The organism is Sporolactobacillus sp. BBK16-2 (genome assembly GCF_059878335.1).
Genome location: NZ_CM187611.1, coordinates 2,907,930 through 2,927,075 on the forward strand (window position 1 = coordinate 2,907,930; position 19,146 = coordinate 2,927,075).

General features: G+C 47.2%; 17 protein-coding genes and 1 riboswitch. Of the genes, 1 reads left to right on the forward strand and 16 read right to left on the reverse strand.

Annotated features, from left to right (window positions below; all coding sequences use genetic code 11):
* Window positions 1-81: 81 nt before the first annotated feature.
* The 16 genes from purD to AC6F33_RS14480 all read right to left on the reverse strand — a co-directional run bounded on the left by purD (window position 82) and on the right by AC6F33_RS14480 (window position 17,439).
* On the reverse strand, window positions 82-1,347 hold the full coding sequence (purD, locus tag AC6F33_RS14405) for a phosphoribosylamine--glycine ligase (RefSeq protein WP_500777338.1): 1,266 nt from the start codon (window positions 1,345-1,347) through the stop codon (window positions 82-84).
* 30 nt (window positions 1,348-1,377) lie between these two features.
* Window positions 1,378-2,919 (reverse strand): bifunctional phosphoribosylaminoimidazolecarboxamide formyltransferase/IMP cyclohydrolase, encoded by a 1,542-nt coding sequence (gene purH / locus AC6F33_RS14410; RefSeq protein ID WP_500777339.1) that lies wholly within the window; start codon window positions 2,917-2,919, stop codon window positions 1,378-1,380.
* A 155-nt stretch (window positions 2,920-3,074) separates the two neighbouring features.
* Window positions 3,075-3,644: a phosphoribosylglycinamide formyltransferase gene (gene purN, locus AC6F33_RS14415; RefSeq protein WP_500777340.1), complete on the reverse strand. Its 570-nt coding sequence runs from the start codon at window positions 3,642-3,644 to the stop codon at window positions 3,075-3,077.
* Entirely contained in the window at window positions 3,634-4,674 is a 1,041-nt protein-coding gene (gene purM / locus AC6F33_RS14420) for a phosphoribosylformylglycinamidine cyclo-ligase (protein ID WP_500777341.1), read from the reverse strand. The genes purN and purM overlap by 11 nt, the downstream gene beginning before the upstream one ends.
* Window positions 4,675-4,685: 11 nt before the next feature.
* Entirely contained in the window at window positions 4,686-6,110 is a 1,425-nt protein-coding gene (gene purF / locus AC6F33_RS14425; protein ID WP_255749067.1) for an amidophosphoribosyltransferase, read from the reverse strand.
* The gene (gene purL, locus AC6F33_RS14430) at window positions 6,086-8,308 is read right to left on the reverse strand and encodes a phosphoribosylformylglycinamidine synthase subunit PurL (RefSeq protein ID WP_500777342.1); all 2,223 of its coding nucleotides are present in this window, start codon (window positions 8,306-8,308) and stop codon (window positions 6,086-6,088) included. Before purL ends, purF begins: the two co-directional genes overlap by 25 nt.
* Window positions 8,289-8,981, reverse strand: coding sequence for a phosphoribosylformylglycinamidine synthase subunit PurQ (gene purQ, locus AC6F33_RS14435; protein ID WP_255749069.1), 693 nt, complete (start codon window positions 8,979-8,981; stop codon window positions 8,289-8,291). The genes purL and purQ overlap by 20 nt, the downstream gene beginning before the upstream one ends.
* On the reverse strand, window positions 8,978-9,229 hold the full coding sequence (gene purS, locus AC6F33_RS14440) for a phosphoribosylformylglycinamidine synthase subunit PurS (protein ID WP_255749070.1): 252 nt from the start codon (window positions 9,227-9,229) through the stop codon (window positions 8,978-8,980). Before purS ends, purQ begins: the two co-directional genes overlap by 4 nt.
* The gene (gene purC / locus AC6F33_RS14445; RefSeq protein WP_255749071.1) at window positions 9,226-9,936 is read right to left on the reverse strand and encodes a phosphoribosylaminoimidazolesuccinocarboxamide synthase; all 711 of its coding nucleotides are present in this window, start codon (window positions 9,934-9,936) and stop codon (window positions 9,226-9,228) included. Before purC ends, purS begins: the two co-directional genes overlap by 4 nt.
* A 32-nt stretch (window positions 9,937-9,968) precedes the next feature.
* The gene (gene purB, locus AC6F33_RS14450) at window positions 9,969-11,267 is read right to left on the reverse strand and encodes an adenylosuccinate lyase (RefSeq protein ID WP_255749072.1); all 1,299 of its coding nucleotides are present in this window, start codon (window positions 11,265-11,267) and stop codon (window positions 9,969-9,971) included.
* A complete protein-coding gene (gene purK, locus AC6F33_RS14455; RefSeq protein WP_255749073.1) occupies window positions 11,264-12,415 on the reverse strand; it encodes a 5-(carboxyamino)imidazole ribonucleotide synthase in 1,152 nt (383 codons plus the stop codon). Before purK ends, purB begins: the two co-directional genes overlap by 4 nt.
* Window positions 12,412-12,948 carry a 5-(carboxyamino)imidazole ribonucleotide mutase gene (gene purE, locus AC6F33_RS14460; protein WP_370646125.1) on the reverse strand — a complete coding sequence of 179 codons (537 nt, stop codon included), beginning with the start codon at window positions 12,946-12,948 and terminating at the stop codon, window positions 12,412-12,414. Before purE ends, purK begins: the two co-directional genes overlap by 4 nt.
* 159 nt (window positions 12,949-13,107) lie before the next feature.
* A riboswitch (purine riboswitch) is annotated at window positions 13,108-13,209 on the reverse strand.
* Between the two features lie 71 nt (window positions 13,210-13,280).
* The gene (locus AC6F33_RS14465) at window positions 13,281-13,523 is read right to left on the reverse strand and encodes an NETI motif-containing protein (RefSeq protein ID WP_370646126.1); all 243 of its coding nucleotides are present in this window, start codon (window positions 13,521-13,523) and stop codon (window positions 13,281-13,283) included.
* 125 nt (window positions 13,524-13,648) lie between these two features.
* Window positions 13,649-13,927, reverse strand: a complete 279-nt coding sequence (locus tag AC6F33_RS14470; RefSeq protein WP_255749074.1) for a hypothetical protein — start codon at window positions 13,925-13,927, stop codon at window positions 13,649-13,651.
* 617 nt (window positions 13,928-14,544) lie between these two features.
* Entirely contained in the window at window positions 14,545-15,837 is a 1,293-nt protein-coding gene (locus AC6F33_RS14475) for an NCS2 family permease (RefSeq protein ID WP_255749122.1), read from the reverse strand.
* A 477-nt stretch (window positions 15,838-16,314) separates the two neighbouring features.
* Window positions 16,315-17,439 (reverse strand): YvbJ-related protein, encoded by a 1,125-nt coding sequence (locus AC6F33_RS14480; RefSeq protein ID WP_500777343.1) that lies wholly within the window; start codon window positions 17,437-17,439, stop codon window positions 16,315-16,317.
* Between the two features lie 205 nt (window positions 17,440-17,644).
* On the opposite strand from AC6F33_RS14480, the gene AC6F33_RS14485 reads away from it, so the two are divergent.
* Window positions 17,645-18,712, forward strand: a complete 1,068-nt coding sequence (locus tag AC6F33_RS14485) for a DUF5105 domain-containing protein (protein ID WP_480948732.1) — start codon at window positions 17,645-17,647, stop codon at window positions 18,710-18,712.
* The last annotated feature ends 434 nt before the right edge of the window (window positions 18,713-19,146 follow it).

Sequence of the window (19,146 nt, forward strand, 5' to 3'; positions counted from 1 at the left end):
CTCTAAATCTTTATACTTTCTTATTTGTGTAAAAAAGCTGTCTTCACCCTTCAGGCAAAGACAGCTTTTATCACTTATCGGTTATTTTGAAGCTTCCAATGCGTGATGCCCGATATCCTTGCGGAAGAATACGGCATCCGTTTGAATACGTTCGAGATCCTTGTTGACTGCGTCACGGGCCGAGCGCAAATCGTTGCCAAGTCTTGTAACGAGTAGTACGCGACCGCCATTGGTCAGCCAGTCCGCACCGGATTTTTTCGTTCCGGCGTGGAAAAGCAGGGCATCTTCCGGAAGTGCGTCCAGATTTCCAAGCTTCAAATTCTTCTCATAGTTGCCTGGGTATCCTTCGGAGGCGAGCACGACGCCGACCGCTGTTTTTTCGCTCCATGCAAGATCAGGCTGTTTGCCGTCCAGTACGTCGAGTACGGTTTGAACGAAATCGGATTCCATTCGAGGCAGCACAACCTGTGTCTCCGGATCACCGAATCGGCAGTTGAATTCGATCACTTTCGGACCGGCAGCAGTCAGGATTAATCCGGCATAAAGCACACCTGTAAACGTGAAGCCTTCAGACACCATGCCGTCAGCAGTCGGCTGCAAAATGGTTTTCACAGCTCCGTCTACAATTGATTGTGCAATCTGTGGAACCGGTGAGTAGGCGCCCATTCCGCCAGTATTCGGGCCTTTGTCGCCTTCATAGGCCCGCTTATGATCCTGAGCAATGGCCAGAGGAACGACTTTTTCACCGTTCACCAAAGCCATTAATGAAAATTCTTCACCTTCAAGGTACTCTTCAATGACCACACGAGATCCCGCATCGGCGAATTTTTTATCCTTCATGATCTCTTTCAGACCGTTTTCGGCTTCTGCCATGGTCATGGCGACGATGACACCTTTTCCGGCAGCAAGGCCATCGGCTTTAAGAACAATCGGTGCGCCGACCTTCTGAAGATAATTACAGGCTTCTTGGTAGTCCGTAAAGGTCTGATAATGTGAGGTTGGGATCTTGTACTTTGCCATCAACGCCTTGGCAAACGATTTACTGCCCTCGATCTGTGCTGCCGCTTTCGATGGTCCAAAAGCCTTCAGCCCATTCGCAGCGAAAACATCGACAATTCCGCCGACAAGCGGTTGTTCCGGACCGACAAGCGTCAGTGCAACATCGTGATCTTTAGCAAAGGTCGCCAGTGCTTCAAAATCCATCGCATCAATCGGAACACATTCCGCAACGGCAGCCATGCCGTCGCTGCCAGGCGCAGCGTAAACTTTTTCTACCAGCTTGCTTTGCGATACCTTCCAAGCCATCGCATGTTCGCGGCCGCCGCCGCCGACAATCAACACGTTCATGATCGTACCCCTTTCAATAAGCGAATAAACTTAATGTTTGAAGTGGCGCATGCCGGTGAGTACCATGGCAATGTTGTATTTGTTTGCCATTTCGATTGATTCCTTATCACGGATGGAGCCGCCCGGCTGAATAATTGCAGTAATACCTGCTTTGGCTGCTGCTTCAACCGTATCGCCCATTGGGAAGAATGCATCGGAAGAAAGCACAGCACCCTTTGTCTTATCGCCGGCTTCTTCAAGTGCAATTTTCGCTGCACCGACACGGTTTGTCTGACCGCCGCCCATGCCGACCATCAGTCCATCATTAACGAGTGCGATTGCGTTTGATTTCACATGTTTGACGATCGTCCAAGCAAATTTCAAGCTTTCCATTTCTGCTTCTGTCGGCTTGCGGTCGGTGACCACCTTCAGATTTTCTTCAATGTCGGCATAGCCCTTCGTGTCCAAATCTTGAACGAGCATACCGCCGCGAACAGATGTATATTGAGCGAAGCCTTGCGGTTCATCGCTCATCGCGACTTGCAGCAAACGAAGATTCTTCTTCTTTTCGAGAATTGCCAGAGCTTCTTCAGAGTATGAAGGAGCGATGACAATTTCAAGGAAGATCTTGTGGAGCTCTGTGGCAAGAGCAGCATCCACTTCCCGGTTCAATGCGATGATGCCGCCGAAAATAGATACAGGATCTGTCTCATAGGCTTTGGCATAGGCTTCGTTAACGGATTCACCAATGCCGATGCCACATGGATTCATATGTTTAACAGCAACCGCAGCCGGTTGTCTGAATTCCTTTACAATACCAAGTGCAGCATCTGCATCGCGGATGTTGTTATAAGAGAGTTCTTTGCCGTGCATCTGTTTTGCTGCGGCGATCGTCGATTCGTCTTCGATTGGATCACTGTAGAATGCAGCCTTTTGATGCGGATTTTCGCCATAACGAAGCGGCTGTTTCTTTTCATAGGTCAGGGTCAGTTTTTCCGGGAATTCTTCGCCGACCTGCTTGGTGAAGTAGTCGGCAATCAATGCGTCATAGGCCGCGGTGTGGCGGAATACCTTTGCCGCAAGCTTTTGTTTGAGTTCAAAAGGAACATCGGCATTCTCGTCGAGACTTTCCGCAACAAGATCGTAGTCACCGGGATCGCAGACAACAGTAACGCTGCGATGATTCTTCGCAGCTGAGCGAAGCATGCTCGGACCGCCAATATCAATGTTCTCAACCGCGTCATCATAAGCAACATCCGGTTTTGAAATGGTTTCTTTGAACGGATATAGGTTAACGACAACAAAATCAATCGGTTGAATACCCAGCTCTTTGATCGCATCCATATGTTCCTTTTTACCGCGAACAGCAAGCAGACCGCCATGAACGGCCGGATGCAGCGTCTTCACACGTCCGTCAAGAATTTCCGGAAAATCAGTGATTTCGCTGATCGACATAACGGGAATACCCGCATTTTCGATCGCTTTTTTCGTGCCCCCGGTTGAGATAATCTCAATTCCGGCGTCTACCAATTTTTTCACAAAATCAATAAGCCCTGTCTTATCAGAAACACTGACTAATGCTCGTTTTGCCACTTCGATACATCCTTTCTATTTTCAATCCGCAATATGTCTGTTTGTGATGTGATGCTATATATATAGTGCTGCTTACTCATCGGATTAGCTTTAACTATTCCGGTGTTAGCTTTTACTTTCGATCAGTTAGCTTTAACTCGGGATGAATCATTCGATCACTTGCTGAGCAGCTTCGCGATGGTTGCCGGATACACGTTGTGCTCTGTTTCATGGATGCGTGCTTCCAGTGTCTCAACTGTGTCGTCATCTTCCACTGGAACAGCTGCTTGGGCGATGATCGGTCCGGTATCCATGCCCTCGTCCACATAATGAATCGTAATGCCTGTGATCTTTACGCCTTTCTCAAAGGCTTGACCAATCGCATCCAATCCGGTAAAAGAAGGAAGTAATGATGGATGAATGTTAATAATCCGATGCGGATACGCAGCAAGCATGACCTTGCCGAGAATTCGCATGTACCCTGCAAGAAAAATATACGCGACGTCATGTTCTTTGCACGCGTCGGCAATGACTTGTTCAAATGCCGCTTTGGACGGGTAGTCTTTCCTTGAAACGACCAACGTATCGACACCCGCCCGCTTCGCGCGCTCGATAACGGCTGCTCCCGGCTGATCGCAAACAAGCAGTTCGATGGTTGCAGAAATCTGTCCCTCTTGAATCGCTTTGTTGATTGCGACAAAATTCGTACCGTGTCCTGAGGCAAAAACAGCGATCTTATGCTTCATCACAATTCACCAGCGTCAATTCATGACCTTCGACAACTTTTCCAACAACAACCGGTGCTTCGCCAAATGCCTTCAACGCATCCAAAGCTTGGTCTGCATTTTCAGGAGCAACCGCCAGTACCATGCCGATACCCATGTTAAAGGTATGAAACATGTCATCGAGCTGCAGACTGCCTAACTCTTTCAGCCAATCAAACACAGCAGGACGTTTCCAAGCAGAGACGTCCATTTCCGCCGTTAAGCCTTCTGGGAACATGCGCGGCACATTTTCATAGAATCCGCCGCCTGTAATATGTGCAATTCCATGAACATCAACCTTTTTAAGCAAATCAAGTACAGGTTTAACGTAGATTTTCGTTGGCGTGAGCAAAACCTCGCCAACGGTTTTTCCCGGTTCAGGCGCATAGGCATCGCTGTAGGTTAAACCGGCGTCTGCTACAAGCTTGCGGACAAGTGAAAATCCATTGCTGTGTATGCCGCTTGATGCGAGCCCGATTAAGAGATCGCCGACCTTTACATTCTCACCGGTAATCCGTTTTGATTTTTCCACAACGCCGACCGAAAAACCGGCAATATCATAGTCATTTTCTTGATACATGCCCGGCATTTCAGCGGTCTCACCGCCGATTAATGCACAGCCTGCATCGGCACAGCCGTCAGCAATTCCTTTGACAATCGCTTCCGCTTTTTCCGGCTTGAGTGAGGAGCAGGCCAGATAATCGAGAAAATAGATCGGTTCGGCGCCTTGCGTGACAATGTCGTTGACACACATTGCAACGGCATCGATGCCGATCGTGTCATGGCGCTCCGTCGCAAAAGCGATCATCAGCTTGGTACCAACTCCGTCTGTTCCCGAAACCAAGACCGGTTCTTTAATGTTCATTTGGGACAGATCAATTGCACCGCCGAAACCGCCTAATCCGCCGATCACTTCCGGGCGGAACGTTCGCTGCACATGCTTCTTGATTCGTCCGACTGTTTCATAGCCGGCTTCGATGTTTACGCCGGCTTTTTTATATGCGTTCGCCATGATGGTCCTCCTCAGACAAGCAGTTCTTTTTCATGCGGCAGAACCGTATCCGGATAAATTTCCGTCGGGTACTTGCCCGTGAAGCAAGCCATACACTGTCCGCAGTTCTTCATTGCCGGGTCGCGCCCGATCGCTTTCTTCAATCCCTCAGGACTTAAGTAAACGAGCGAGTCAGCACCGATTAATTCACGAATATCTTCTACTGAATGCGTAGACGCGATCAATTCGGAAGACGTTGATGTGTCGATCCCATAAAAACATGGATGGGTGATCGGCGGCGAACTGATCCGAACATGAACCTCGGTCGCGCCTGCGTCACGCAGCATGCCGACGATGCGGCGGCTTGTTGTGCCACGCACAATCGAATCATCGACCATGACCACACGCTTGCCTTCGATAATTGCGCGAACCGGAGAAAGCTTCATTTTCACTCCTTGTTCACGTAATTCCTGTGACGGCTGGATAAAGGTTCGACCGACATAACGGTTCTTGATCATGCCGAGTTCGTACGGAATTCCGGTTGCTTCGGCATAGCCGATCGCCGCCGAAATACTGGAATCCGGAACACCGGTGACAACGTCTGCTTCAACCGGCGCTTCTTGGGCGAGCATACGGCCAAGATTTTTTCTTGCCGCATGCACATTGATGCCCTGAATATTGCTGTCGGGACGAGAGAAATAGATGTATTCCATGCTGCAGATCGCAGGCTCGGTCCGGTTGGTAAAGAAGTCTGAGTGCAGACCTTCATTGTCAATAACAATGATTTCACCCGGATTGACATCTCGGACATAAGTCGCGCCGATCAGATCAAACGCGCAGGTTTCCGAAGCAACCACCCATGCGTCACCCAATTTACCAAGTGAAAGCGGGCGCAGTCCATTTGGATCCAAAGCCGCGATCAATTGGTGTTCAGTCAGCATTGCAAGCGCATAAGCGCCTTTGATTACCGATAATGCGTGCTTGACGCTTTCGATAAAATTATCGGCATAGTCGCGTTTAATCAAGTGAGCGATAACTTCCGTATCGGATGTCGTTTGAAAAATGCTGCCGCGTTCTTCAAGCTCTCCTTTTAATTTATGGGCATTCACCAAATTACCGTTATGCGCGATCGAGAGCGAGTCTTTTTGTGAGCGGAAAACGAGCGGCTGCACATTGGCATAGCTGTTACCGCCTTGTGTCGAATAACGAACATGACCAATGGCTGCATACCCCTTGCTCAAAGCATCGAGCTTATCATGGTCAAATACATCATTGACGAGGCCGAGTCCTTTGTGATCATAAATATGTTTTCCGTCGGAAACCGCAATACCGGCGCCTTCCTGTCCGCGGTGCTGCATGCTGTGAAGACCGTAATAGGTCAGCTTTGCCGCGTTTTCGTGACCCCAGATTCCAAAAACCGCACATTCTTCATTCAGTTCTTTGCCGACATAATGCATGACAGTGCCCCTCTCCATTCGTTCTCGAGTTCATTCCGATTCAGAGTGACGGTTGACGATGCAAAGGCTAGGTTTACGGTTTCGCTGCGTGTCACATTGCCGACAAAAACAGCGTCGCCTACTAATGCTTCAAAATCCTTCTTGGTTGCTTCAGGTACAGTAATCAGATAACGTGACTGAGTTTCTGAGAAAAGTTCTACTGCAGGATCGGTATCAAATTTAAGATCGCAGCCGAGCTCCGTGCCAAATACCGACTCAGCAACGGCAACAGCTAGACCGCCTTCGGAAATATCGTGAGCCGAAGCGAGAAAGCCTGACTTAATTGCCTCAAGAACTTTACCCTGACGGCCCTTTTCCAGTTCAAGATCAAGTGCCGGAGCCTTACCGCTCACTTCGCCGTCCATAAGGATCTGCAATGCACTGCCGCCGAATTCAGGTTTTGCCGCGCCGATAACATAGACTGCGTCGCCTTCGTTCTTAAAGGAAGCAGTCATGACATGATCAAGATCTTCAACGAGGCCGACCATGCCGACAACCGGAGTCGGATCAATGGCACCGCGATCGGTTTCATTGTAGAGGGAGACGTTGCCGCTGATAACCGGAGTCTTCAGGACGTCACATGCCTTTGCCATTCCTTTGACGGATTCATCGATTTCCCAGAACACTTCCGGATTTTCCGGACTGCCGAAGTTCAAGCAGTCAGTGATCGCGAGCGGCACGCCGCCGGAGCAGACAATATTTCGCGCTGCTTCAGCAACAGCAATTTTTCCGCCTTCGTTAGGATCAAGTGCCAAATACTTGGCATTGCAATCCGTTGTCATGGCGAGGCCTTTTTTCGTTCCGCGCACACGGACAACTGCTGCATCAGAGCCCGGTGCAACAACCGTGTTCGTTTGTACCATATAGTCATACTGACGAGTCACCCATTCTTTTGAAGCTAGAGTTGGCTGACCGAGCAGTTTTTTAATTGTTTTCGCGTAATTATTGATTTCAGGCTTCCACGCCGGAGCCGCTTGATTTGCAAGATAAACTGCAGGAACCTTGGACGGCATATGGCGAACCGGTGCAGACGCTAAAGAATCCGATGGAACATCGGCCACAATCTTGCCTTTATGCTCGAGGCGAAGCACTTCTTCTTCAATAACTTCGCCAACCGCTACCGCGTGAAGACCCCAACGGGCGAAAATCGCTTTGATTTCTTCCTCGCTGCCCTTCTTAATAACGATCAGCATGCGTTCTTGTGATTCGGAGAGCATCATTTCATATGGCGTCATTTCCGTTTCACGCTGCGGAATCAGATCGAGATTCATATGAATGCCGACGCCGGCCTTAGCTGCCATTTCACTTGCGGAGGAAACAAGCCCGGCCGCACCCATATCTTGAATACCGACAAGCGCATCATGCTTCGTTAATTCAAGACATGCTTCAACGAGCAATTTTTCCATGAACGGATCGCCAACCTGTACTGCCGAACGCTTCTCATCCGATTTTTCAGAGATTTCTTCGGAAGCGAAGGTCGCGCCGTTAATACCATCGCGGCCTGTGCTTGCGCCAACGTACATAACCGTGTTGCCAATGCCGCGCGCCTGACCGACCTGAATGTCGGCATGATCCATGATGCCGACGCACATCGCATTCACAAGCGGATTTCCGTTGTAGCACGGATCAAATTGAAGTTCGCCGCCAACCGTTGGAATGCCGATGCAGTTACCGTATCCGGCAATTCCGCTGACCACTTCTTCAAAAAGATAGCGGACACGAGAACTGTCCAAATCGCCAAAACGAAGTGAGTCAAGCAGTGCCACGGGACGTGCGCCCATTGAGAACACATCGCGGATAATTCCGCCGACACCGGTTGCGGCACCTTGGTACGGCTCGATGGCCGAAGGATGGTTATGGCTTTCGATTTTGAACACAACTGCCTGACCGTCACCAATGTCAACAATACCGGCACCTTCGCCAGGACCCTGGAGGACATGTTCGCCGGTTGTTGGGAAATACTTCAGCACCGGCTTTGATGTCTTGTAGCTGCAGTGTTCCGACCACATCACCGAGAACAGCCCGGTTTCCGTATAGTTTGGCTTGCGTCCGAGCAAATTCTTCACCTTTTGGTACTCTTCTTCCGTGAGCCCCATTGTGCGGTATACTTTTTCCTGTTCAATCTGCTCCGGTGATGGTTCAAGATGTGTAAGCGGCATGAGTAGATTCCCTCCAATGGTTTAGGATCGACTGGAACAGACGAAGACCGTCATCGCTGCCGAGCAGTGCATCGGCGGCGCGTTCCGGGTGCGGCATCATGCCGAGCACATTGCCGGCCTCATTAATAATGCCGGCGATATCAGCTCTTGATCCGTTTGGATTTTCTCCTGAATAGGTGAAGACAATCCGGTTATTCTCCTGCAGTTCCTTGAGCGTCTCGTCGTCGCAGAAATAATTGCCTTCGCCGTGTGCGATCGGAATGCGAATCACTTCATCCTGATTGTAAAGCTTTGTAAATTGTGTATCGTTATTTTTAACCTGAAGATTAACGGTTTCACAAATGAATTTGAGATGCTTGTTCTTCAGCATTGCTCCGGGCAGCAGTCCTGCTTCGAGCAGAATCTGGAAGCCGTTGCACACACCCAGTACCGGTTTGCCTTCTTTGGCAGCCTTGATGACTGCCGGCATAATCCCGGCGAAACGTGCGATTGCGCCTGATCTCAGATAGTCGCCATAGGAAAAACCGCCGGGAATCATGATCGCGTCATAGCCGTCCAGCGAGGTTTCCGCATGCCACACATAGTCTACTTCTTCATCCAGTCCATCTTTAATCGCGTAATACATATCTTGGTCGCAGTTGGAGCCGGGAAAAACAATGACCGCGGTTTTCACGAATGAACCTCCTCCTCGACTTCATAGCGATAATTTTCAATAACCGTATTTGCGAGCAACTGGTCGCAAATCGTATCGACCTGCTCCGCGACATCTGCTGAGTCTTCCATCTGGAGTTCAATGTATTTGCCGATGCGCACATCTTTAACGGCTTTATAGTCCATATTGTGCAGCGACTGCATGACCGCCTGACCTTGAGGATCAAGCACACTTTCTTTCAATGTAATGAACACCTTCACCTTTTTCATTTGACATCCTCCAAGCGTTTCAAAAGTTTTTCATAGGTTTCGGGGAGATCAGCGATATTGCGGCGGAAAACATCTTTATCAAGCTTTTCATGAGTCTCTTTATCCCATAGACGGCAGCTGTCCGGCGAGATTTCATCGGCAAGCACAATGGCACCTGTTTCTTTCAGTTTGCCAAACTCGATTTTAAAATCGACAAGCAAGATGCCTGCTTCAGCGAAGAATGCCTGCAATGATTCGTTAATGCTGAGTGCAAGGCGGCGGATTTCCGCGAGTTCTTCTTTTGTTGCGATGTCCATTGCCAAAGCGTGATCGCTGTTGATCATCGGATCGCCAAGTTCGTCACTTTTATAGTAGAATTCAACGATTGTGCGTCCGAGCGTTTCACCTTCATCAACACCGAGACGTTTTGACAGACTGCCTGCAACAACGTTTCGAACAACAACTTCGATCGGAACAATGCTCACCGCTTTGACTAATTGCTCAGTTTCGGAAATCGTTTCGATATAATGCGTTGGAACACCTTTTCCCTGTAGCATTTTAAAGATCTTGGTGCAGATCGCGTTGTTCAAGCGGCCTTTTCCTTCAAACTGCGCTTTTTTCTGACCGTTAAATGCAGTTGCGTCGTTCTTGTACACCACTCGCAATACGTTCGGATCATCCGTCGTGAACATTTTTTTCGCTTTTCCTTCATATAAAAGCTGACTCATTTGTTTTTCCCCTTTTCGCTGAAGATACAGATTTAGTCGTTCAAACCCAGACGTTCAAAGATAAAGTCAACATTTTTCAGGTGGTAGGTTTCATCAAAGCAGGCATCGATTTCAGCCTGAGTCAATTGATCGGTAATACGCGCATCACCTTCAACGATTTCTTTAAATGGCGTTTCCGTCTCCCATGACTTCATTGCATTCGGCTGAACAATATCATAAGCAGCTTCGCGGCTCATTCCTTTTTCAATCAAGGCAAGCAGAACGTGCTGCGAGAAGATCAAGCCGAAGGTACGCTTCATATTGCGTTTCATATTTTCCGGGAAAACAGTCAGCTTCTCAATAATCGTTGAGAAACGATTGAGCATGTAATCCAAGCCGATGGTCGCGTCCGGAAGGATGATCCGTTCTGCCGATGAGTGTGAAATGTCGCGTTCATGCCAAAGCGGCACATCATCGTAGGCAGTCAGCATATAACCGCGAATCACGCGGGCAAGTCCGCACATGTTTTCCGAACCAATCGGGTTGCGTTTATGAGGCATTGCCGATGAGCCCTTCTGACCCTTTGCAAAATATTCTTCAACTTCGCGAACCTCCGAACGCTGCAAGCCGCGTACTTCAACCGCGAATTTCTCAATTGAGGTCGCAATCAGCGCAAGCACGGACATATAGTGTGCGTGACGATCACGTTGAAGCACCTGTGTTGAGATCGGCGCCGGCTTAATCCCGAGATGTTCGCACACATAGGTTTCAACAGCAGGATCGATATTGGCATACGTGCCGACCGCACCGGAAATTTTGCCGTACTGCACTTCGTCGGCTGCGCGTTTGAAACGCTCCAGATTGCGTTTCATTTCTTCATACCACAGGGCTAAAACAAGGCCAAAGGTTGTCGGTTCGGCATGAACCCCGTGCGTACGGCCCATCATGACCGTATTTTTATATTTCTTCGCCTTCTGGCGGATGACTTCAATAAACTGTTCAATATCTTTTTCCAAAATTTCATTTGCTTGCTTCAGCAGGTAGCCTTGAGCGGTATCCACAACATCCGTCGAGGTCAGACCGTAATGTACCCATTTCTTTTCGTCGCCTAGCGATTCGGAAACGGTTCGTGTGAACGCTACAACATCGTGACGCGTCTGTTGTTCAATCTCATGGATGCGATCAACCGTAAATGTCGCATTTTTCCTCAGCTTTTCAACGTCTTCCTTTGGTATTTCTCCGAGTTCCGACCAACCGGCACAGGCAAGAATTTCGACTTCAAGCCATGCCCTGTACCTGTTTTCTTCTGTCCAAATTGCGCCCATTTCCGGCCGTGTATACCGATCAATCATGAATGCTTACCCACTTCCTGTTCAATTTTCCATATTCCTAATCTCTCTGCTTGCTCAATTGCTTCATCAACACTGTCACCCAGGATCGTCAGATGACCCATCTTGCGTCCGGTTTTCGCCGCGTCTTTTCCATATAAGTGGAGGTGCGCGGATTTCAATAAATCAATTTTGTCCAAAACCGGCTGGACATGCTCGCCAAGAATATTGATCATAATGACCGGTTTGAGCAGCTGCGTGCTGGACAGCGGCAAACCGCAGATCGCACGCACATGCTGTTCAAACTGAGACGTCTCGCAGGCATTAATTGAAAAATGTCCGGAGTTGTGCGGACGCGGTGCGGTCTCATTGACGTACACCTTTCCGTCCGTGCCGACAAACATTTCGACGGCAAGCGTGCCGACGAGCTTGAGGGCTTCCGCAAGCTGCAACGCATGTTCGGTTGCTTCAACGCGGAGACTTTCAGGTATTCTCGCCGGCACTAGAGTATGATGCAAAATATTATGACGATGTATGTTTTCAGCAACCGGGAATACAGAGGTTTCCCCGGTCGTGCTGCGTACAACAATAACAGAGATTTCTTTTTCAAATGGAAGCCATTTTTCCAGTTCAAAAGGAGTCTTTCCTATATAAGGGCGTGCTTCCTCTAAATCTGATTCAGATTTGAGAACGTACTGGCCCTTTCCATCGTAGCCGCCCTGAGTTGTTTTCAGTACGGACGGAAATCCGATTTCAGCAATAGCTTTTTCCAATTCATCATGATTACGGACAGGCATATAAGGAACAACCGGTAAACCCGCTTCGCGGATTGCTGCCTTTTCATTCAGTCTGTCCTTGGTTATTTCAAGCAGGTGACCGCCCTGAGGAAGATAACTGTTCTCCTGCAGGTAGTCCACCGTCTGAACGTCTACATTTTCAAATTCATACGTGACGACATCAGCACATGCCGCCATTTTCTTTGCGCCTTCCGGATCGTCGTAATCCGTAACAATTGCGATGTCCGCGACCTGCGCGCACGGGCAATCCTTAGTCGGATCAAGTACGGCAATCCGATAGCCCATTTGTTTCGCGCTGATCGCCATCATCCGTCCTAATTGTCCGCCGCCGAGAATGCCGATGGTTTGTCCCGGCAAGATCGTTTTCTGCTTCATTTCAGATCACTTTCCTTTGCCTTCTTGGCCAGAGATTCACGATAGTCTTCTAAACGGTTCTTCAACTGATCATCGAATGCCGAGAGCATCTGAGCAGCGAGTAAACCGGCATTGGTCGCCCCGGATGCACCAATTGCTACAGTTGCCACCGGAATGCCGGCCGGCATCTGAACAATGGATAATAATGAGTCCATACCGCTGAGCGCTCGGGATTTCACAGGAACGCCGATGACCGGCAAGGTCGTCTTTGCCGCGGTCATACCCGGTAAATGCGCGGCTCCGCCAGCACCTGCAATAATCACTTTGATTCCGCGTTCGCGTGCAGTCTCCGCATACTCAAACATTAAATCCGGTGTACGGTGCGCGGACACAACCTTCTTCTCATAAGGAATGTCCATCATATCCAAAACATCGCACGCATTCTTCATGGTTTCCCAATCGGAGCTGCTTCCCATAATCACACCAACTACTGCTTGACTCACAATACTGCCTCCCAAATAAAAAGCATTTAAAAAGAGCGTGAACGAACACATTGTCGAGCCGAATCGACATCATCAGCTCTTTTTCTGTCTCTCAGGCTCTTTAAACACATTCAAAATCCAGACAATAAAAAGCCCAGAACAGCTGTTTTCCTGAAAATGAAGAGAAAACAACCGTCTGGTCTTTTACCGCGGGCAGCGGCTTCCAACAAAACGTTGCTATTTTCCCTTCATAGTCCGGCAATTTCCGGTCGCCAGGTAGAGACAGTTGGGCCATATTCCCAAAAATATATGAGGGTTCGCTTTTCTTTTTGACCCTCTCATCATATCAACAACATTCACCGCATGTCAACCGGATTATCGAACATTAGATGAAATGTTTCGTACTATTGTTCGCCTTTTGACGAAATCAATTTTCCGTCGAAAACACATTGCCGACCGATGCATTCCGGTCCTGATTCCGTTTCTCGAAAAATCGGACGCTCTGTCCGCCTGATCGGCGCGTATCCTTCGGCTTTCATCCGTTCGAGACATTGATTGATGGTCTCATCTTCTCCGACAGTAAATTGCTTTTTCAATAGCGTAATGTTTGATCGCTTATCCGAATTCCCTTGCTTTCGTTTTCCCAATGAATGTTCACCGCTCCATGTCAATCACGCGCAGCTGCACGCGTTAAATGTCGTCTTTTATCGAAATTTCATATTTTTATTATATCAATTAACCTGCTGCTTCGACAGGCTTCATCGACACTTCATTAATGAACGTAAAAAGCAAGCGCGACAAAGCCAAGCGCAATCAATGTTGCACCGATGGTCCCTGTCACCATGTGAATCATGTAACTTGGAATACGCTTCAGGAAGCTTGCTTCGATCGCCATGGCTATACTTGCAGAATCATCCTTTCCCTTCTCATGCTCCGCTTCCACAATTAAGTGGTCACCAGCCTGTCTCATCTCTTTCGTCAGATAAAAGCTTGCACAGAGCACAGCCATTCCAAGAATCCAAAACAAAATTGCAATGATTAAAGCAGCCATTTCATTCACGCCCTTTAGGATAGATTATCCTTATCATGTCACTGACGAGGTGCATGTATTCGGCAATACAGGGATCTGCAAAATGCATTATGCCGCGAAAAATGTTTTGAATCGAAAAGGGACATCGGTTCTGCTTTAGGCAGGTGCGCACAGGTCGCGTTAGAAAAACCGGGCAAACTGAGCGCGACCACGGGTGCACAGCGAGCCCGCAGGCAACTTCTGGCACATCCTACTTCTGTTTCACTAAGCATTCTGATCCTTATAAGCAACGAATAAAATAAGCGGAAATTTTCCGCTTATATCACCATGGAGCTTATTTTGCCGGTAAATAAGGGTAATTTTTCCGCTTATGCAAAGCAAAGCTCTCTATTTTCATGTTTTTCGATTCGATAAGCGGAATTTTTCCGTCTATTTAAGCGATTTTTTCGCTCATTTTCTAAATAAGGGTAATTTCTCCGTCTATTTATCAGATTGGGCGCTTACCTCATCGCCCAACCGCTAAGAACAGATGGGAATCAGCAGCTTATGAGGCTCATCGTCAGCAGGGCAGAACGATAAATTTTCTTTACCTGCAAAAAAGCCTTCCTCAATGAGGAAGGCTTTTAAAAAGATCGCTTTTAGATTAATGCGAAGAAGACGATGAAAACAAAGAACAGTACGTAGACAATCGGATGAACTTCTTTCCAGCGTCCTGCCGTGATCATCGTGATCGGGTAAAGAATGAAACCAAGTGCGATACCATCAGAGATGCTGTACGTCAGCGGCATGCCGAGTACAGTCAGGAATGCAGGAACCGCGATTTCAAATTTATCCCAAGGAATTTGTTTCAAAGCAGATGCCATCAGTACACCGACAATGATCAGCGCAGGTGCGGTTACTTGTGACGTAACAACAGACAGCAGCGGCGAGAACAGCATGCCGAACAGGAACAAAATACCGGTAACAACCGCAGTGAATCCGGAACGTCCGCCGACTGCAATACCTGTTGATGATTCAATGTAAGCAGAGGTTGGTGATGTACCAAGTACAGAACCTGCAAGCATTGATGTCGAGTCAGCAAGCAGTGCTTGTCCGACGCGCGGCATTTTGTTGTTCTTCATGAATCCGGCTTGTTCAGCAAGTCCGATCAGCGTGCCGGCCGTATCAAAGAATGTAACAAGCAGGAACGTCAGGACAACAACGCCGAGCTGTAATGTATTAATGTCCGGAACATGTGTAATTGCCTTGCCGAAAGTAGGCGCGAGGCTAGGCGCAGTCGAAACAATCGAAGACGGAAGCGGAATCAGTTTGAAAATGATGCCCACAATCGAAGTCAGAACCATGCCGATGAAAATAGCACCGGGAACTTTTCGAACCATAAGGATGATCGTGACAATCAATCCGAAGATGGTCAGCCAAGTTGTGCCGACATTCAGCGGTCCGAAAGCTACTGTCGTTGCTTTGTCGGCAACGATCAAACCGCCTTCATGAAGGCCGATAAATGCGATGAATAAGCCAATACCTGCAGCCATTGCCAGCTTCAGGCTTTGCGGAATTGCGTCAATAATAATTTCACGAAGCTTGAAAATCGTAATCAGAAAGAACACTACCGATGCAATGAATACGCCGGCCAGTGCCGTCTCCCACGGAATTTTCATGCCGATGCATACTGAATAAGCAAAAAATGCGTTAACACCAAGCCCCGGTGCTATTGCAATCGGGTACTTAGCTATGATACCCATGATCAAGCAGCCAAGCGCACTGGAAATCGCGGTTGCTGTGAATACAGCACCTTTATCCATGCCTGATGCACCGAGAACACTCGGATTGACGAACAATATGTACGCCATGGAAATAAAGGTAGTCAAACCAGCAAGTGTTTCACGGCCTAAAGTTGTCTTTAACTCGGAAAATTGAAAATAACGTGACAACCAATTCTCGTTCACAATAATCCCCCTCATTTTCTTATTTTGTCCGCATCCGCCAATATTTGTCGATGAACGGCTATGAACCCAAAATAAAAAAGCTTCAAAGCCAATGAAGCGAATAGAATAAATGCAATACTCATGATGACATGTTGAAAATTAATTTCGACGTATGCAGACAAAATAAAACTCTTTTTTTACATCGTTCATTATATCAGCAGATAGGAGCCGCCGTCAACGAAACAGCGAACGCTATATAATTTATTTTGGTAAACGTTCGGAATTAGAAAAAAGAATGGCCCATTCAGGCAAAACCTGCCATCAATCAATTCGCCTTTATGTTATTCATAGAAACGAGACAGTCTCAAAGTCCAAAACGGATTTTGAGACTGCCTCGCTCTTTTCATTGGGCTTTTCTTTTTGGGGATAACACCTATTCATACTTCATGGAGATAGGGTCCAGTTTTCAAGCAGTTTATATTCCTACAAATTCGGCTGTTTGTCTGCAGGCCATGTGTGAACAACCGGATTTGGGACGGACAGCTTCTTTTTATGTGTCCATAGAGATGCCGTTTGAAGCGTTATATAATTATCGGAAATTCCATTTACCAGCCAACGCTTCTGATTTTTATCATAAACCAGCCGGAAATTGATGCCTCGCTGATAGGAATCGTCTTTCATTTGTTTCTCTTTCTTTAGCTTATAACCGTATTTATAGGAAACAACAGTATCTACTGAGGCGTTCCATTGATCCCCGAAATGCGTCAGCGTCAGGCTGTCCGGATCAACCACCATCCCTAAATAGGCAGATTGAACTTCATCCAATTGTCCCTTTATTTGTTCGAATTGCATCATTCGTGCAGCCGATTGGGTCTTTTTAAATTGTTCCGAAGCAGAAGGAAGTTTTGTCGGTACATATTCAGAAGTCTCCCAAATGGATACTTCGCTGTTAAACTGATTAATGCGCTCAATCACTGCTTTTTGCACCGACGCATCACGTGCTATCCAGATCGCCGAATTGACGTCGATTGTTATCGGTTGATCCCACACTGCTATTTTTTCTTTTTTTATAAAAATGCCTAAATCATTGGTCAGCTGTTTTTGAAGAACATAGGTTCCGGGAAGAATTCGTCCATACTTGGTTCCCTTATGTGCAATTCCCTGTTGATCAGCATTGAGTGCCAATTGTTCACCCTTGCGCAACCCAGTTACCGTAATCGGCTGCGTTTGAAGCTTCAATTTATAATTTTTAAAAAGCAGATAGCGTCGTCCCTGTTGCGTGATACTCAGGACACCGTCCGAATCTAATTTTTTTGTCTGTGCCGCCTTTGTCAGGCTGTCGGTTATTTCTCGATAGGCTCCCTTGTGCGTACGCAAATAATTAAGCAGTGCCTGAGATGAGGATTTCGTAATTTCAGCACTTTTATTATCTGAAATGAGCAGCTGCTTGAGTGCTGACGCATCGTTAGTCTTGATCGTCTCCTTAAAGCTCTGAAGCAGGTGTTCTGGAGAAGACTTCGAGTGACCTATACCGACTAGAATAAGAAGAAACATTAATATAAGTACGAACGTGCCGATGATCACCATGCTGCTTTTTCCTAATCGCATCGCTTTCACGTCTCCTTCCGTATTTGCCCATTCTATGCTGCAAAATTCGTGAAGTGACTCCTATTTAATCAAAGCTGCATTTTTTCATGCGGATGAAAATGGTACAAACTGATCCAGTCTATTTTTAAAGGTGATCACATAGAACTGACCGTAGACTTTTTGACGGTTTCATGACAAACCGAACTTCAAACAATTTTGGGGGGCGATGACGATTAAACTTAAGCTTTTGCTCATCATGGGACTCGCACTTCTGCTGCTCATTGCCGGATGCGGCAACTCAAGCAGTAAGAAAGAAGAAGGCAAATCCGATATTGCGACGGTGACAGTGAAAAACGGCCAATATATTACAAAGGATGGTCAAGAAAACTCCGACGATAGCGCACTGCTCGCGCTCAATATCAGTATTACCAACCACTCCGACGATTCGCTGGATCTGCTCACTGATGACTTCTCACTCTATGATTCCAAGAATGAAAAAGTATCGGTGGATGACTCCATCTATGACGATTCAGAAGGCAGCTTTAAAATGCTGGACACTGACTCCCTTGCCAAAGATAAAACCGTAACCGGCTACATTCCGTTTCGAGTCGCCAAGAACAAAACCTATGAACTGCACTTTCAGCCAAACGTCTATAAAGGAGATAAAAAGGTTGATGAAATTGTTGTAAAAATTAATACCAAGAAGTTCAAAGACGATCAGCAGCAAATTAAGGATTCCATGAACGCCTATATACAAACTGTTTTCTTTGGAAAAGATGATTCGAACTACGCAACCCTTGTCGCCAATGATGCAAATAAAGATAAAGCGCAAATGAAAGACGTATTCATCAAAAATATGGGCAGCGAGCTCGATGATCAGTTGTCTGATGAGCAAACCAATCAAATTTATGAAGCCTTTGAAAGCGCCAATCGTGAAAAAGGAAGCGTCGTTCTAAAGGTTGATACAGCCCTTCCGGATTCAGCCGTTGTCGAAGTTACTCCAAAAGTACTTTTCCTCGACGACATGTATGACGAGATTGAAAAATTGAAGGATCAGTTTATTGATGACAACCGCGGCAAATATTCGGACTATGATGCTGCGCTGAAAGGCTGGTATGTGTACATGGCAAAAAATATTGGGGAGGTGTTTAAAAATACTGATACACAGACATCCGACGACAGCTATAAAATCAATCTTAAGAAGGAAGGAAACAAATGGGAGGTCGATTCTGAAAAAAGCACGGCAAATTACGATTACGAGGGACTGCTCAGCGATATGACGGGCGGGTATTAAATTAATGTCGCCAATGCTTTATGGACTAAGCTGAATTGAGCAGGTGCGCTCAATTCGCTTTTTTCAACCGAGAAAGCGGGACAAGCGGATAGCAGTTGAGACGAATGGGTTTTCTCTCTCTTCGGTTGAACTTTCCAGAGATTGGGTTGAACTTTTCGAGTGTTGGGTTGAATTTCCGCTCTTCGTTTGAAATTAGTTACAACTTTTTAGAAGTTCGTTACGATTTTTCCTTAGTTCGTTACGAATTTGAGAGTCTTCGTTACGACTTTTTCTCGATTCGTTACAAGTCCAGACATCCGCACATCTTACGAGTTATTGCACCTCTTCCGTCTACTGCGCAACAAAGATGCAACCCACTTTACTGTTGCTTAAAACCTCAATTATTTGCTCGACACAAATCAGACAAAATCAAATGGCCACTTTGTGACAGCGTT

Bases quoted from the DNA above. Each gene is read 5' to 3' on its own strand.
- purM (WP_500777341.1), bottom strand. From the start codon at position 4,674: ATGGCGAACGCATATAAAAAAGCCGGCGTAAACATCGAAGCCGGCTAT.
- AC6F33_RS14470 (WP_255749074.1), bottom strand. From the start codon at position 13,927: ATGGCTGCTTTAATCATTGCAATTTTGTTTTGGATTCTTGGAATGGCT.
- purN (WP_500777340.1), bottom strand. From the start codon at position 3,644: ATGAAGCATAAGATCGCTGTTTTTGCCTCAGGACACGGTACGAATTTT.
- purC (WP_255749071.1), bottom strand. From the start codon at position 9,936: ATGAGTCAGCTTTTATATGAAGGAAAAGCGAAAAAAATGTTCACGACG.
- AC6F33_RS14480 (WP_500777343.1), bottom strand. From the start codon at position 17,439: ATGCGATTAGGAAAAAGCAGCATGGTGATCATCGGCACGTTCGTACTT.
- purS (WP_255749070.1), bottom strand. From the start codon at position 9,229: ATGAAAAAGGTGAAGGTGTTCATTACATTGAAAGAAAGTGTGCTTGAT.
- purK (WP_255749073.1), bottom strand. From the start codon at position 12,415: ATGAAGCAGAAAACGATCTTGCCGGGACAAACCATCGGCATTCTCGGC.
- purD (WP_500777338.1), bottom strand. From the start codon at position 1,347: ATGAACGTGTTGATTGTCGGCGGCGGCGGCCGCGAACATGCGATGGCT.
- AC6F33_RS14485 (WP_480948732.1), top strand. From the start codon at position 17,645: ATGACGATTAAACTTAAGCTTTTGCTCATCATGGGACTCGCACTTCTG.
- purF (WP_255749067.1), bottom strand. From the start codon at position 6,110: ATGCATTATGTCGGCAAAGAACTGAATGAAGAATGTGCGGTTTTTGGA.
- purE (WP_370646125.1), bottom strand. From the start codon at position 12,948: ATGTGTTCGTTCACGCTCTTTTTAAATGCTTTTTATTTGGGAGGCAGT.
- purL (WP_500777342.1), bottom strand. From the start codon at position 8,308: ATGCCGCTTACACATCTTGAACCATCACCGGAGCAGATTGAACAGGAA.
- purB (WP_255749072.1), bottom strand. From the start codon at position 11,267: ATGATTGATCGGTATACACGGCCGGAAATGGGCGCAATTTGGACAGAA.